Here is a 15,736-nt window from a genome sequence, read left to right as displayed (position 1 = left end):
TAACGGCTCACTATATCACCATTCATGCGAGCTACTGCTTCTTATTATGGTTTCGGAAAATACCAGTTTCGCCTTCGTATTCCCGTATGGTTGTGAAGATAATCTCTAACATCTCTGTGAGTGTTATACGCTCATCTTCTGGTTGTTGGTTGGTCATTCTTATTCCTTTCGACCACACCAAATTGACACCTGCATATTGAGGCATGCTTTATGGTTGTTATTAGATATTTTGATATAGCAAATCCCACAAACGAGACGCAAACTCGCTGAAAATAAAAAATGCCCGATTCGAGGTGATTCACCTAGATGGGCTAATTGTGAGTATAGAACTTGACCGAGTGGTCTACGAAATTGCTTCGTTTACTATGCTGGTATTATATCAAACTTGAGGCTAAAAGTCAATAGGCTTATGCTAAAATATGTTGTAGTATAGACAACAATAGTATTGAATTGTCAATGTTTTCATGCTAGTAAATAGACCCTGCTAGAATACCCAACATTGCAAGAAACACCCCTGAGCCTGAATCGAATTAGACGTTTTTATTGTTGAAATGGGTAGATAGTCATCTTTTATTTTAGAACGCCTGTTTTGCGTTTTGAGGGGTATGTTGTACAATTGTAATTGTCTAGGTTATACACAAAGAATGGTGTGAGTTCTCACACGTAGTTGAGCTATAAATGCGGCAACTCGTGAAAGACTCAGGAGCTCAGCTCTTTGTGTTTGGCCTAGACAACCTAGCGAGTTGTCGCTTTTTATTTAAGGAGTCAAAACAAATGAGTAAAAAACTAAGCATCAAACCCGTACACCTAGTAGTTATAGGATTAACTATTCTTGTATTAGGTATTCTGATACCATCTTTCTTCATTGACCCATCTAGCACTATTGGCTTGTCTCTGATTATGGGTTCAATTATCTTACTATCTGCTTATACGTTTTTTGCAGTAAACGTAGTTAGGTCTAAGGGCAAGAAGTCCATTAAATGGCTTGTATTACCAGTCCTGCTACTCCTGCTAGTATCTGGCGGATTCTTTACCTACAACAAGTACCAGCAACATCTAAACGATAAGATTTATAGCACTAGTGATGTAATTAATTTTTCAGACTTTACGCTATCTATAAAAGAACCTTCGTTTAAAACTGTAGAGATTAATGTTCCACAAGATAAGGTCAGCAGATACGGAGACTTGGGCGTAAGTGAGGATTGTTCTAAATACCCAGAAGATAACAATCAACCAGAAGATTATTTCAATGAGGCTACTGGCAAATGGGTGTTCCATGATGAAGAAAAGTGGGAAAAAGACCACCCCACTAGGCGGTATTGTGAGTGGAGAAACGATTCACGCACCTCTATTAATAAATACATTGCAAATAATCAACGATTAACTCTCAACTATGAATTGACCGCTAATAGTAATGTGGACAGTTCAAAGATTAGTATCTCTCTGCTACCCGATAGCGGGAGAGAACTTAAGACGGATGAAACACACTTCGATTATGATTCATTATTAAGCGACCGCTATGTTCCACCTTTTAATTATGCCTATAAGCCATACAGTCAATCTGACCTAGGCGGTGATATAAACAAAGGCATAACCAGACAGGGCGAGATTAAAGCAGATGTTAGAAATGACGAAAAGAACATTGATTTAAAAGTCACTTATAATGGTGAGACACGTTTAGTGCGTGTTAGCAGATAAACAATATGAAAATCACACACCATTTAGGACGATTCACTACATTCTTCAAGGAGAGCAGCCTTGTCATACAGCTAGTAATTGTAGCTTCTGCTATTGGCATAATTGCAGGTACTGCGACAGTTGCGGTAATGGTGGCAACGCCAAACAAGAACGAGACATCAACTCATAGTACGACTAGCGAAAGTGGCAATGTTGCAGGTGATACTGATAGCAAGCCGTTTACGTCTAGCGATAGCGAACAGATAGACACAACGCCAGCAGAGCAGACAGCTAATGAACCGGTCGCCACTAATCCAATAAAGAAAACGACACAAAATACCGAGACTACCACGACTCAGCCAACGCAAACTCCTACAACCCCACAGCAAACTACAACTACGACTATAGCCCCGACCCCCGTCACTGCTCCAACGTGTAACGAGACTATGAAGTCATCATATACAAGCCTCTACAATTCAAAGGTGAATGCAGAAAATGCTATTTGGTATAACCAGATAGAGGCTTGGAACAACTACGCTGCTGGAAACGGTGTCGGCGGAGCATTTAGCGGCTATGTCCAGAGTATGATTAACGAAAACAAGCCTGCTCACGATGCGAGGCTTGCACAGCTACAGACTCAGTATTACCAGAATCTATCATCAATAAACTGTAACCCATAGTAGGAGAAGGCAAGCAAATGAAGACCAAGAACAGAACTAAGAACATACCCCTCATTATTGTAGGCATAATCTTATTAGTTGCCATAACATCACTACGCTCACAGATTGGCGGTGGTCTAATGGTTAGCATTATTCAGGCTTGTGCATTAGTTATCATACTGCGTGGATTTGGTTTATCGTGGACACGAAAAAATGAGCGACACAGTAGCACCAAGCAACGCACTATCTCTAGGCATAGTAAATCTAATCCCACGAAAGAACAGACAAAAACCACAGCAAGAACGAAAAATCCTGATGCTTATGGCACAATTTTGCAAGGCGTAACAATAAGAATAGTTAATGATTTACAAGAAAAACACCATCTAACAGAGGCTCAAGCGAACACCCTTGTAGTTCGGATCATGGGATTCTGCATTATAATGCTCATGCGAGAGCTTCAAGACGCATCTGTTGAGCCTCGCAAAAGCCGAGAGTTTATTAGTGAGGTATTGCGAACAATAGCAAAAAACAGCAATCCCCCAGAACTTGAGCAAAAAGCATACACTGAACTTAATAGACTAATAGGTGAACTGTCTAGAAAATATGGAAGTTTACCTCTTTCAAATGCCAATTCAGGGAACCTAGGCGGTACACTGCTGTGGGAATACTCGAAGTTGATGAATGAAACGATGGGTAAGGATAAAAATGACCTCATATTATTGATGGAGAATACCTCAGTTATAACCAATCTCAATCAGGCTATAGAAACTCAGGGTATTGTTACGGCACTGAAAGCTAACACCGTCAAATGAATATGCACGTAGATACCCAAAACCGCTAGGAATCCGCCGATTTACAGGGGTAGAAGTATTGAGTTTTAGTTTTTTGCTTATGTTATGCTTATGGCATACAGTAGTAGCCCATAAACAGGACTTGCACTGCTAGGCTTGGCTGCCCCTACGCCACCCCACGTATGCAACAAACAATAGAAACACAAACAAACATCTAAAAACTTAGACACTTACTTATACTTCTATTACTAGGTGTACATTCAGGCTGGGAATATACTAATCACGACTGTGTATCTGTAATTTATACTCTCTGTACATAGGGTCTAATATCTCTCGCCAGCGTCTACCTTCTTGCTTGAGTTGTGTGTAAACTTTCTTATCAGTGGTGTACCAAGAGAATAGACTCATCAACGATGGGTCTATTCTCTTGGTAGCATTCTGCAAGAATGCGAGAACCGTCAAGGTTCGGCGTAGCGAAAAAAGAAACTCGTGCTCGCACGTGTCCCTTTTGAGCGAAGGAGCGCAGCGATATCCTTCCGGGTGCTCCCTCAGCAAGGGAGTTTTTTAGTAAACACGATCGTCGATTGTGCCAATGGCAGGAATAGGCGCCGAATGTTGATTGATCGCACTTAGGATGAGCATGGCGCAGAGTGTGAGTATCGTGATAACAACAAAATGAATGATGAACCAGCTAAATAGCTGCTGTCTATTTATCCTCGACAGGTAGCTATAGGGGAATGCAAACATTGTCATAAAGAATGCAGATAGGCTATACAGCGTCAAGACAATTTGCTCACCTATGCTCCACGACCAACTATTTCCGTGGAGTGATGCCAGACCGATAATGATAATGACGGTAATGATGGAGCCTGCTGCGCTGGCTGCAGAAACAGCCAAAAGATGCAGGCTTGTGAGGTGTCGCTGCGGTGAAGAAGCCGATACTGCTGCATGCTGAGTATCATGAGTATGGTCGGAACTGACAGACTTGGGGTGACGTAAATGCCACATCTGTCGACCAACCCATGCAGCAGCAATGACGGCAATTAGCACGAGACACCAGACGATAATCTCAGTGAAATAGAGCATAAATGGAGTTGTAGCGTATACCCCCGAAACAGACATAATGTCACCTGGTAACAGTCTGCTCTGTACCCTAGTGTAGGCTCCGCCCCGTCCAATCGTACCGATGAGAGAGTCGAGTGATTTACCCGTAGAGGACGTCGAGGCTCCGCTGTTGATTGTGGGTGTGCTTGAGGAATCTGTCGTCCGTTTTTGGGTAACATCTCTGGAGTAGAGCTCTTGGTCAAACACGATCGCAACATTAGCGTTATCGATCAACTCATCAGTTTTGAGAGTTTTGAAGGTGTACGAGAAACGGCCAAACATGCTTTTGGCATAGCTATCGGTTGTGAATGTGACCAGAATTGCTCCCTGTTTGCCGGGTTTGATGGGATGAGCGAGTTTTAGTGTATAGGTTGTACCGGACGTATCGTAGCTAAGTGGTTGGTAAGTGTAGGCAGATGTGTAGCGGTAACTTGGGGAGTAGTAATCGTAATAATTTGCGGATGATGAACTCAGGAAGTCCGTATTGTCACTGTATGTGTCATCCGCAGGAAGAGATTCGGGACACGGCTCCTTGATGCAACGAACAACAACCGGGTTCGACTTGACAAGGATTTGGTCTGTAGTGAGGTTTTCTACTGATATGCCGTCAGGCAAGGTGAATGTGTAGGTATCGCGACTGACGGTCATACTACTATTTTGGAACACGAACTTTGCATACACAATCGCACGGCTATCGCTACGGAACTGGACAGTGTAGAAATGCGTTTGACCGTTAATGAGCGAGAGGGCTTGTGAAGGAGAGCTTTGAACAAACGAACCAATAATAATTGCAACGAACAGTAAAAGTTTTTTTAACATGGCTACTCTCCTCACTAGCTATGTATAGAGTATAACCCTGAGCATCTTTGGATACAAGGCGAGAGGTAATATTTACAAATTGGCCTCTGTTTGCTATACTTTTCCGAGGTATGGGCCAGTAGCTCAGCTGGTTAGAGTGAGAACTGCCAGTGGCAGTTCGGAAACGAACCTTCCGATGACAGCTACGCTGTCAATCGCGAAGTTCGGGGGTCGCAGAATGTGACCCTGCCTCTTGCAAGCTCCGCTTGCTATATCGTTCATCGCACATTTCGGTATAATTAATATTATGGGCCAGTAGCTCAGCTGGTTAGAGCACCTGCCTCTTAAGCAGGGTGTCGAGAGTTCAAGTCTCTCCTGGCCCTCCAAGTAAATTCACCGATCCCTGTGGTCGGTGAATTTACTTGGAGTTTGGGCGGCTTGAATTCTCCACACCCGTGGGGTGGAGAGAGTGAGAACTGCCAGTCGGCAGTTCGCAAGGAAACCTTCCCTTGAAAGCTATGCTTTCATAGGTGAAGTTTCGGGGCCGCGGAACGTGGCCAAGTCTCTCCTGGCCCTCTATAGAAAATCCACCCGCTATGGGGTGGTTTTTCTATAGAGTTGGCGGCGAAATTATGGTATGATAACCACTAGTAATGACAACCTTGAATCATATTGGTCAGCGGCTTGCTGCGAGTCTCTTGGCCGCAAAACAGTGGGAAACCGCGAACAACAGAGAGCTTCTCCATGCCCAAAAAGTGAATATAGTTGGTGCTGGGGGGGCCCTGACGGCAGCATATGAGCAACTCCGTAACGCTGCCGAAAACACAGAGGAGCATCTACTTCTCCAAAACGCCATAAAGCGATTCTATCGACAGCTGTTTGTGACTCGTGATGATGCGCTTATTCGAACGAGCGGAAATGAGCTTGCTGTCGAGCTGACACTCGCGGGCTACATCCCAAACGACAGTCTGCTCCGCTCACAGTTAGATACAATATCTGGGCTCGCGGTTGAACATTATAAGGCGTATGAGTTGCTCCAAAAGCGTCGCTCACTTGCCTCCGACAAAACCACAAGTTGGGTGCTGGATACGCTTGCGGTCCAAGTTGAGTCAATCCTTAACGATCATCGCCGCGATACAGCATTTATCGACTTCGCCTATTCATATCTCATGATGTTGATCCCCGAGGAGGCAATCACCAGTCGGATGCGAACCGAGGACTACAGTGCTGCTCTCTATGCTGCGATTCACAAATCATTGCTCAAATCCGACACGGCCGTTATTCGTACCACGTTACTCATGCGCTACGGAGTGAGTATTAAGCACCTTGAGGAGTATGTGACATACAACAAACAAATTGACAACCTCTTGGTATCTCCGCAAGTTGATACGCTGCTGCATATTGTTGATCGTCAGGGTGCGCCGCTACGCATCATTCGGCGCATGATCGAAGATAGGGCAGATTTTGCCGAGCTGTTGCCTCGACGAGAAGCTTTTTTGGATGCCTTCGAAAAACAAGTCAATACTGAGTATTCACGCATCGGTAAGCGTATCAACCGTGCCATCATTCGCTCCGTTATTTTCCTGATCATTACCAAATTTCTCATCGGCATTGCCATCGAGGTTCCTTACGATATATGGGCTCATGGCAAGATCGGATGGCAGCCGCTCCTAATCAACTTGTTATTCCCGCCATTTTACATGATTGCTCTGCGCCTGACACATACGCTTCCTGGCTTTGCTAATACTTCTGCGCTGATTGATCGCGCCGATACCATGCTCTATGGTGAGCGGGTGGTGCTCATGAAGAAGCAGTTGGCCGATCGCGGCTATGGACCTATATTCTCGGCGATATATGCAGTGACGAGCTTGGTCATCTTTGGAGCAGTTATGTGGGTGTTGCTCCTGCTAGGATTCTCACTTGTTCATATCGCGATCTTCCTCGTATTTATCTCAGCAGCAAGCTTCTTAGGTTTTCGCCTTAGTCGCCTCATCAGAGAACTCGAAGTGGTCCGCAGTAGTAGTAACGGAATGACATTTGTACGCGATCTCATCTATCTGCCATTTGTGGTGGTGGGACGATGGATGAGTGACAAATATTCGAAGCTAAATATTGTCACTATCATTCTTGATATGTTGATAGAGTTGCCGCTCAAGACTGTCCTTCGCCTTGTTCGTCAATGGGGTGCCTTTATCGACGATCGAAAGGACCGTATCACGTAAGTGGCAAAAGAATTGAGCGGGATAGAGCTAGCCGGATATATTAAGGAGCGGCAAGCGAAACAGGTCAGGATGCTACGTCAAGCGTATGGCGTGATACCTCGTTTGGTAATCATAAAAAGTGTGATGGCGGGGGAGGTCATCAACACCTATGTACGAATGAAGATGCGCTATGCGGCTGATATTCTGATTGAAGTGACTGTGGTTGAGTGCTCGCAAGAGGAAATGATACAGGCAATTCGCGACGCAAATAACGATCCGCTGGTACACGGCATTGTGGTGCAGCTACCGATAGATCGACCGGAACAGACAGACGAGATTGTCTCACTAATTGATCCCCATAAAGATGTCGACGGCTTGGGCCCGAAGGCTGAGTTTGTCAGTGCGACAGCCGAGGCGATTGATTGGTTGCTCGCTGGCTACAACATCGAATTGTCAGATAAGCATATCGCACTCATAGGACATGGCAAGCTTGTCGGTCGTCCACTGGACATGCTGTGGCGGTCCAGAGGCTATGATGTTACTGTTATCAATTCAGATTCACTTGATCAAAAAAAGCTACTACGCAGGAGTAATGTCGTCGTAGCGGCGACAGGAGTGCCTAGAATCCTGACGACTGATATGGTATCGGCAGGCACAATCATCATCGATGCAGGCACGGCGAGCGAGAGTGGTGTGATCGTCGGCGATGTAGACCCCGAACTACGCAATCGGACCGATATCGATATCACTCCCGAAAAGGGTGGCGTTGGTCCACTCACGATCGTCCTCATGTTTGATCATGTGATCCGAGTTGCCCTCGCACAAGTAGCAGCTCGTGGGGATTAGGCAGAAGCAGCGAGCGCGTCTTTGACTCGCTCGACAACCTGACTTGGTGTGAGCTCTGCCTTGACGATATAGCTATGGATGCCCAGTGAGCGTAGGTTTTTTGGAGCTTCTTCTTCGCCAAGGTTGGTGAGGATAATCACCGGGGTTTTGCTACTAGCAGCATTACCGCGTATGGCTGTGAGGGCCTCCGCGCCGTTCATATGAGGCATTTGGAGATCAAGCAAAATGATATCAGGTGTCACCTTTTTGACGAGCGCAACACCAGTTTCACCGTCGCCCGCAGTTGACACTTCAAATCCTGCCGCCTCAAACTTCATTCGGTACATCTGGTTGATAACTTGATCGTCCTCGATAATGGCAATCTTTGTCATACCTACAGTATAATAGGGTGAACAATAAATAGAAAGACCACAAGCATCTTGACTGTCCCGACTCGACATCACAATTCGCTCCGTGTACCTGCTGCCGTCGAACTTGCTCTCGAAGTTACGAGAGAACGGCTCGTAGGGAGAGGACGCTATATGACAAAGATTGCGACAACCGAGGAGGAGATTGCGGAGAACCGCCGTCTAGCCACGCGCCGCTATCTCGATGTAGGCAAGATTGATCCTGAGACGGTAGGAAGCGATGGTCTACCAAAGGTGGACGCTATCCATGATGCAGGACTTGCCACCTATATCAGCACCTATGATTCCCACTATGGCGGCAGGCTTGTTTCTGTCGGTAAATTACTTTGGGAACCAGGGGTTGAAGCGGCTGATTTGCGCACACCTCTCGCCGATCTATACCCGGCATCGAGGGAGCGTTTGTTTGCGCACGCACCAGGAACTCTCGGTGAGCTGGGTTCACTCGCAAAGGAGCGCGGAGTATCACAAGTAGCGACGCTCGGTGTGCTAAGAGAGGTGTATCGTTTGGCTGAGGAGCGGGGTATCGAGGCGATGGTCGCAGGACTTGAATTTCATGCTTGGCCGAGATACAAACAATTGTTCGGTTCGGGGATCGAGCGTATGCACCCCGAAGATGTGCTTCTCAAATACAAAGGATTTAATAGTGATCAAGTAGGGATCTATATGGATATCACAAATGCCTACCAAGAATACCGGCACGATACCCTTGTCGGCAGCCTCGCCGATCGTGTTGCTCGGCTACTCGTTATCGAATATTATGCTCAGCGAGTTCCCTCATTTCACTCCCTCATTCCTCTATCACAATTGCGCTAAGAAGCATAAGCGCTTAGTATAGAAGATATGGATGCAGTGGTGATGGGCATAATGCTCGTGAGTGTTATCGTGACCTTTGCGGCGACTGTCGTAGTGTTTGTCAGCAGACCCCTCACGGCTACACATATCTACCTTTCGGTTTTTCTCCTTTCGATAGGCGTGTGGGCACTGGCGGCTGGTGTCGCGCAACCTGCCTTTCCATCGGAAGTGAATCTTGTCTTAGGGCGGCTCGCATTTGTCGCAGCTATTTGTCTGTCGTATGCGTTATACCGGTTTGCCTGTGCGATTGCAGCTCACCAGTATCCTCACCTCACAAGGCTTTTACTTGGCTCATCGGTTATCCTCAGTGTTCTGAGTATGACACCGCTTGTTTTATCGCAAATTGTATCAACTGAACCAGCTATTGTTTTTCAACGCCAGCCTCTCTACTACCTCGTCATCTCCTTGATTTGCGCCCAACTTGTTGCAGGACTCACTATCCTGTATGCGCATTATCGTGAGGTCGGCACATCGCGTGCCAAAAAAAGAGCATTCATTATCTTTTGTGGCTCACTTCTTGGCGTCGTGGTAGGAGTGATGAGCAACGTAGTACTCGCTAATCTCTTACCATCCTGGCAATCATCACGATGGGCCTGGATTGCGACGACAATTTGGACCGTCACCCTCGCTTACACAGTTATTCGCAGGGGGTTCCTTGGTATACGACTAGCTCTCATACGGAGTGCCGCATACATCGTAGCTATTCTGACTGTTACGGCACTGTATTACTTGATTGCGGCGGGTGTTTCGTCTGTGGTTGGCGTTGCCATCCGTCTCACTGGTTTTGAGCTTGTTGCCAATGTTGCATTGATTATCCTTATTTCTCTGTTATTTGGTCCATTGCGTCGGTTTTTTGATCGTGTGACAGACAGAATATTTTATCGAGATCGATACGACTCTCAGGCGATACTCGATCGAGTGAGTGCGCTGTGCGTGGAACAGTCCGACCTGACTACGTTAACAACTGCCGTCCTTCAGACGCTTGAGTCGGCGCTTCATCCTGAGTATTTAGCGGTTGTCTTTGATAGTGAGCGTATCGATACTATTGCGATCGGTAAGTCACCCCGCACATTGCCAGCGCTGAGGGACCTCAAGCGCGGTCATCTCGGCAGCGGTGGGGGGCAGGTATTGCAGCTCGAAACCCCGTCGCAACATATCGGTTGTTTGCTTCTAGGAGAGAGGCTCAATAGTAGCCGCTATTTGCGTGAAGATATGCGCATGCTCGCAGTGGTAACTGATGAATTATCCATCGCTGTTCAAAATATTTTCCGTCTCGAGGAAATTCGTTCATTTGCTCGTACACTTGAGACTGAAGTCAGCGATGCGACAAAAGAGCTACGCGCATCAAACAAAAAGCTTCTCGAGATGGATGCGACCAAGGATGAGTTTGTTAGTATGGCAAGTCACCAATTACGAACGCCGCTGACGAGCATAAAGGGATATCTCAGTATGGTATTGGAGGGGGACGCGGGAGAGATTTCACCAGTCCAACGAAAACTACTCATGGAGGCATTTGTGAGTAGTGAGCGCATGGTACATCTTATCGGCGACTTTCTCAATGTGTCGCGGCTACAAACGGGTAAGTTCATGGTTGAGCGCAGGGAATGCAATCTCGCGAAGATCGTTGAGCAGGAGGTGGACGGCATCAAAAAGATAGCTGCTTCACATTCGATAGTAATTGCCTACCGCAAACCCGCACGTTTTCCCATACTGTATCTCGATGAAGGAAAAATGCGGCAAGTTATCATGAACTTTATCGACAATGCTATCTATTATTCTCCCGAGGGATCGACGATTGCGATTCGGCTCAAAGTTGAGGCTGGAGCAGCAGTTCTCACTGTCAAAGATAGTGGCATGGGAGTACCAAAATCCGAGCAAAAGCATCTGTTTACTAAGTTTTTCCGGGCCGAAAACGCCCGCAAGCAACGCCCCGATGGCACGGGTATCGGACTGTTTCTCGCCAAGAAAGTGGTTGACGCTCATGGGGGGGCACTGGTGTTTGAGTCTCTGCCCGGTAAGGGAAGCACCTTTGGATTTAGCCTACCCATCAAGAAACTGAGTAGCGCACCACCTACAGAAATGAGTCGCCAACCCAAAGACCACCCATCAAATTGAGAGGGGTGGTCATGGGAGACTCTGAGGCAACGGCCGTCAGATTTGGAGCGGTCAGTCTCAGGTACGTTAGCGCAGTACGCGTCGGCTTGCTAGGTAGTATCCACCTGCAGCTACAAGTGAGCCAAGGCCAACTACTGAAGCGATGCCATCAACGACACCGGTGTGTGGAAGCTCTTTCGGAGGCTGAGGTACTTCCTTGCAGTCATCAAGTGTTTTCGAGTACTTGCTGGTCGTAAAGTCTTTCTCATCAATCGATACGATCTTTTTGTCGCTTAAGCGGCAAACGTCGATCATGACTGGTTTTGGAGTTTCTTTACAATCATCGAGATTCATCGAATACTTCTTGCTGTCAAACTGGCTCTTCACGATAGTCACAACTTGCTTATCGGCAAGTCGACATACCTTGATTTCGCGACAGTTGTCGAGGTTCTCCGAATACTTCTTGCTATCAAATTCACTCTTTTTGATCGTGACAATTTGCTTGTCATCGAGGCGGCATACTTGCATCTTGACACAATCATCAAGATTCTTTGAATGCATTGTGCTATCAAATTGATGCGCAGCAATGGTGATTACTGTACTGCTTGATAGTTCACACACCTTTATGGGTGCACAATCATCAAGATTCTTTGAATATTTGGTAGAGTTGAAGTCTTTTTCGTTGATTGTTACTACCTGATTTGTTGTCAGGTCACAGACCTTGATCGTAACGGGCGATTTACAATCATCAAGATTCTTCGAGTACTTCGCACTGTCAAAATCTTTTTCGTCGATAGTGACGATTTGCTTATCGGCCAAACGACAGACTTCGATTGGTTTTGGCTGCACGCAAGTACGTGTTACCGTCACATCTGCACCGTCAGACTTCACACCAACACCCTGAGGGGTGACAGAAGCAACGTTGTGCAGTGAGTTTACGCCGCAGGCAAGCGCACTTTCGGCATCAACCTTGGCGCTAAAGATAGCCCATGCGTTGGCACCAGCGGCATACGAACCAACATTGATACCAGCGCCAGTGACATTGTCACTTGCGGGGGTACCACTTGGGTGCTGCGAATTACCATAGATGGTGCTACCGGCAACGTAGGTCATGTGTGCAGGCAACGTGTCACGAAAGGTGACATTGTCTTGCTGCAGCGTACCAGTGTTTTGGTACTGGAGCAGATAATCAACGGTTTCGCCAGGCTGAGCAGTATAGTTCTCAACCCAGGTATTGGCACCATGCTTGCTGACGAGCTTGCTCATCGTGAAGTTTTGCGTACCGGCAAACTGTGGTTTGACATGAAAGACAACAACGCCGGCGTATTGCATACAGCCAGGGATGTGTCCATCAAGTTTGTCGTAACCAAGTGTTGCACCAGTACTGGTGACAAGACTGTCAGGCAAGCTGACGCCGCTACCGACACCGTACTTACCAAACACGTTGTTGTAATATTTGGCGCTGCCCGCAATGTAGGCGAGGTTAAATGTCTGGGTGCTGTTGAAATCAGCCTGATCATATACCTCTGTAGGGGTAGCGTTACTTGAGTTTACATATGCCATCACACGAACTGAGTTACCGGTCGTTGTTGGCACGTTTACCTTTGCTTTTACATCGTTAGCGACAAGTCCGAGGTTGCTTGCGGCATTATTGTGTACATAGACGCGAACCTCATACTCTTTGCCAGGTTGGACAGTGACGGCATCTTGCCAGTCACCAGTCGAACCGACCTCGCGAACACTCGTGAAATTACGCTCATCACCGAGATTTGGATTGTCGGTAATAGAGTTGAATGTCACATAGGTCGCAGGATTTTGCATCGTAAATGTTGCACGAGACGGACCCCACGCGTGGAGCGAAGCAGGCACAATGAGGCTTGCCACAACTAGTGTCGCCAGAGCGACAACACGCGTAGGAGCTCGGCGTACAAACGAAATAACTTTGTTCATACATTCTCCTTATATGGATTGGTGTAGTCTCGATGTATCTCGCTAGAAACATTGAAACTACGGGTTAGTTTAATTAACTATCAGTTAAACAAGAGTGAATAGTAAAAATTGAAACGGTACATGCTGCAATCTGTATTGTTAAATAACGCACATATACCGGACGATAGTAGGGGCAACCAGACTATACCTTATGACACGAATGAAAAAGTGTGATGACCAGCGGAGTCATCACTGGGGGTGGAACATAGTTCCTCCTACGAGCGATGAGCTCCGCTGGATCGTAGAAGTACCTTGAGTAATACGCTGGGGTGGTGCAGGGGAGCGCGGCGTAGCCGTCTCCCCTGCACCGGATAGTCACGTCGTGCAGACGCCGTGACCATTGTCATGCAGGCCCGGCGGGCAGCTGACGCCCGTGGCCGGCTTGTCCGGCTTGGGGGCCTGCTGCTCCGGCGTGGGGGCCGGAGGCGTGTCCACGACGGGCGGAGCCGGCACTGCCGGCGGTGTGTAGACCGCCGGGGGCTGACCAGCGTCCGTCGGCGCGACAGACTCGTCCGTGCCGGGGTTGGCGTTCCCACCCGAGGCACCACCGTCCTGACCGGGCTTCTTGGGCTCGGTGCAGAGCGGGTAGGTGCCGGTCATTCCGCGCTCGGCGCAGGTGTGCACCACAGTGCGGCGCACCGTGGTCTTGGCCTTCGCCTGCTTGGAGACCGTGGTGACGCGCGCGGGGGCGATCACCTTGGCCTTCTCGCAGCCGACATACTCCGGCCGCTTGTCCTGGATGTTGATGGCCAGGACGAAGGGGCAGGCCTCGCCGTCCTTCTGGGTGAAGGTCAGGGCGAGGAACGGCCTCCCATCCTGCTTCTTCGGGTCGGTGACGGCGCTGGCGCGCGGCAGCTCATCGGCCGTCAGGGCCATGAGGGGCCAGTGCACGATGGACGTACCGTCCTTGGTGCCCTGGTTCTCGAGCCCGAGCAGGAGGGTGTTGATCATGGACGCGTAGTGGCTGTACTCGTCGGTCACGTAGATGACCGGTTTGCCGTTGGCGTCCGTGATGATTTTGCCGTCGTCGCCCAAGCGGTAGGTGAGCCACGCCGCCCTCAGGCCCTTGGCCTGGGACTTCGCGAGCATGTCGCGAAGCCACAGGTTGCGGTCGACGATCGGCACGCCGTTGATCGTGGCGTGCGGGTCGACCAGAGCCTGGGCATAGGCATCGCCGAGGGTCGTGTTGCCACAGACCTCGTCGAGCGTCTCACCGAGGCGTCCGTCGTTGTCGGTGGCGACGAACGGCGTCGACACGCCGTCGGCCCACAGCCGGCCCGACGGCCCGACCTTGACGAGAGACTTGGCCGTGTAGACCTTGCTCTCGCACTTGGCGGAGTCGGGGATGAGGCTGTTGGGACCGACGGACAGGTTGACAACCGGCTCGTCCCGGTTGAACCAGCCGAGCGGGTTGGACCATTGGGGCCATCCCGCGGCGAGGTTCGAGGCCAGGAGCGCGCTGATGATCAGCGCTCCGATTGCACCGAGACTGAGGTAGTTCTTGTCGCCGCCCTGCGTGAGCCAGGTGATGAGCCCGATCACGGCCAAGATGACGAACAGGAAGGTCAGCCAGACGGGGGCGACCCAGGCGAACCCGGCGAAAAACACCAGGGCGCCGAGCAGGATGCCCGCCGTTCGGTTGATGCGGGTCGCGATGATGGCACACGCCACCATCGCGAGGACGATGAGCCACCCACCGGAGACGATCCAGGTGGGCCACTGCGGCATGAAGTCCATGCCTTCTCCCTTCTTCTAGTGGGTGTTCAGAGACCGACTCGCCGGCGGGTGCCGGCAGCGGGAGCCGTGGGACGGACGGCGCGCGAGCGCGCCTTGTCGCGGCCCTTGTGGTAGCTGTCCTTGAACGCCCCGACGACGCCGGGGCCCTTGGGCTGCGGGTCGTAGGGGTTCGTGGACGCGCTGATACCGGCGATCTGGCGGCCGAGGGCGATGCCACGCCCGAGGTCGCCAGTGTTGGCGACCTGATGGATGAGGGCGCTGAACGTCGCGAAGTACGTGTTGGAGCCGGGCGGAGTCGCGGCCTTGACGGCCGCGACGAAGTCCGCAAGGGCCTTGTCGCCCTTTGCGAGCTCCACTACGAAGGCTTCGGCCTTCGTGGCCCAGTACCGCTCGTCGCCGGCGTTGAGCGCGGCGAGGAGGGCACGGAAGTAGTGCTGACGGGTTGCGTTGTTCATGATTGTCCTCCTGGACTGGTCGAGGGGCGGGTGCCCCAACTTGTATGATGGGGCAGAGATGCCGGTCGACGAGCTTGCGCATTGCTCATCGGCCGGTGACACACACGTATGACGTGCGTACCCCTT

12 protein-coding genes and 1 tRNA gene are annotated in these 15,736 nt (G+C 49.4%); 8 read left to right on the top strand and 5 right to left on the bottom strand.

Features of this window, described 5'->3' with window-relative positions; genetic code table 11:
• Positions 1 to 690 precede the first annotated feature (690 nt).
• The 3 genes from L336_RS01515 to L336_RS01505 are packed head-to-tail and all read left to right on the top strand — an operon-like array spanning position 691 to position 3,148.
• The gene (locus tag L336_RS01515; RefSeq protein ID WP_041191169.1) at positions 691 to 1,698 is read left to right on the top strand and encodes a hypothetical protein; all 1,008 of its coding nucleotides are present in this window, start codon (positions 691 to 693) and stop codon (positions 1,696 to 1,698) included.
• 5 nt (positions 1,699 to 1,703) lie between these two features.
• Positions 1,704 to 2,357, top strand: coding sequence for a hypothetical protein (locus L336_RS01510; protein WP_015641449.1), 654 nt, complete (start codon positions 1,704 to 1,706; stop codon positions 2,355 to 2,357).
• A gap of 17 nt (positions 2,358 to 2,374) precedes the next feature.
• Positions 2,375 to 3,148: a hypothetical protein gene (locus L336_RS01505; RefSeq protein ID WP_015641448.1), complete on the top strand. Its 774-nt coding sequence runs from the start codon at positions 2,375 to 2,377 to the stop codon at positions 3,146 to 3,148.
• A 543-nt stretch (positions 3,149 to 3,691) separates the two neighbouring features.
• Here the strand turns inward: L336_RS01505 and L336_RS01500 are convergent.
• Positions 3,692 to 5,050 carry a hypothetical protein gene (locus tag L336_RS01500; RefSeq protein WP_015641447.1) on the bottom strand — a complete coding sequence of 453 codons (1,359 nt, stop codon included), beginning with the start codon at positions 5,048 to 5,050 and terminating at the stop codon, positions 3,692 to 3,694.
• Between the two features lie 288 nt (positions 5,051 to 5,338).
• On the opposite strand from L336_RS01500, the gene L336_RS01495 reads away from it, so the two are divergent.
• The 3 genes from L336_RS01495 to L336_RS01485 all read left to right on the top strand — a co-directional run bounded on the left by L336_RS01495 (position 5,339) and on the right by L336_RS01485 (position 8,076).
• Positions 5,339 to 5,415 (top strand) — tRNA-Lys (locus tag L336_RS01495).
• A 267-nt stretch (positions 5,416 to 5,682) separates the two neighbouring features.
• The gene (locus L336_RS01490; RefSeq protein WP_015641446.1) at positions 5,683 to 7,251 is read left to right on the top strand and encodes a hypothetical protein; all 1,569 of its coding nucleotides are present in this window, start codon (positions 5,683 to 5,685) and stop codon (positions 7,249 to 7,251) included.
• A complete protein-coding gene (locus L336_RS01485; protein ID WP_015641445.1) occupies positions 7,252 to 8,076 on the top strand; it encodes a bifunctional 5,10-methylenetetrahydrofolate dehydrogenase/5,10-methenyltetrahydrofolate cyclohydrolase in 825 nt (274 codons plus the stop codon).
• Here the strand turns inward: L336_RS01485 and L336_RS01480 are convergent.
• Positions 8,073 to 8,447, bottom strand: coding sequence for a response regulator transcription factor (locus L336_RS01480; RefSeq protein WP_041191167.1), 375 nt, complete (start codon positions 8,445 to 8,447; stop codon positions 8,073 to 8,075). The two genes, L336_RS01485 and L336_RS01480, sit on opposite strands and share 4 nt — an antisense overlap.
• A gap of 150 nt (positions 8,448 to 8,597) precedes the next feature.
• Here L336_RS01480 and L336_RS01475 point away from each other — a divergent pair, with 150 nt between their 5' ends.
• Together L336_RS01475 and L336_RS01470 are read left to right on the top strand one after the other, a co-directional pair.
• Positions 8,598 to 9,296, top strand: a complete 699-nt coding sequence (locus L336_RS01475; protein WP_128817264.1) for a hypothetical protein — start codon at positions 8,598 to 8,600, stop codon at positions 9,294 to 9,296.
• A gap of 27 nt (positions 9,297 to 9,323) precedes the next feature.
• Positions 9,324 to 11,450, top strand: a complete 2,127-nt coding sequence (locus L336_RS01470; RefSeq protein WP_015641442.1) for a sensor histidine kinase — start codon at positions 9,324 to 9,326, stop codon at positions 11,448 to 11,450.
• Positions 11,451 to 11,516: 66 nt separating this feature from the next.
• Here the strand turns inward: L336_RS01470 and L336_RS01465 are convergent, their stop codons facing one another.
• The 3 genes from L336_RS01465 to L336_RS01455 form a co-directional block, all read right to left on the bottom strand.
• Positions 11,517 to 13,379 (bottom strand): DUF11 domain-containing protein, encoded by a 1,863-nt coding sequence (locus L336_RS01465; protein WP_015641441.1) that lies wholly within the window; start codon positions 13,377 to 13,379, stop codon positions 11,517 to 11,519.
• A 354-nt stretch (positions 13,380 to 13,733) separates the two neighbouring features.
• On the bottom strand, positions 13,734 to 15,155 hold the full coding sequence (locus L336_RS01460; RefSeq protein ID WP_041191165.1) for a hypothetical protein: 1,422 nt from the start codon (positions 15,153 to 15,155) through the stop codon (positions 13,734 to 13,736).
• Between the two features lie 26 nt (positions 15,156 to 15,181).
• Positions 15,182 to 15,610, bottom strand: coding sequence for a hypothetical protein (locus L336_RS01455; RefSeq protein WP_041191163.1), 429 nt, complete (start codon positions 15,608 to 15,610; stop codon positions 15,182 to 15,184).
• Positions 15,611 to 15,736: the final 126 nt, after the last annotated feature.

The organism is Candidatus Saccharimonas aalborgensis, from assembly GCF_000392435.1.
In the GTDB taxonomy this organism is placed as follows: Bacteria; Patescibacteriota; Saccharimonadia; order Saccharimonadales; family Saccharimonadaceae; genus Saccharimonas; species Saccharimonas aalborgensis.
Note: the sequence above shows the minus strand (reverse complement) of the source record. Positions and strands in the feature narration are given on the sequence as shown.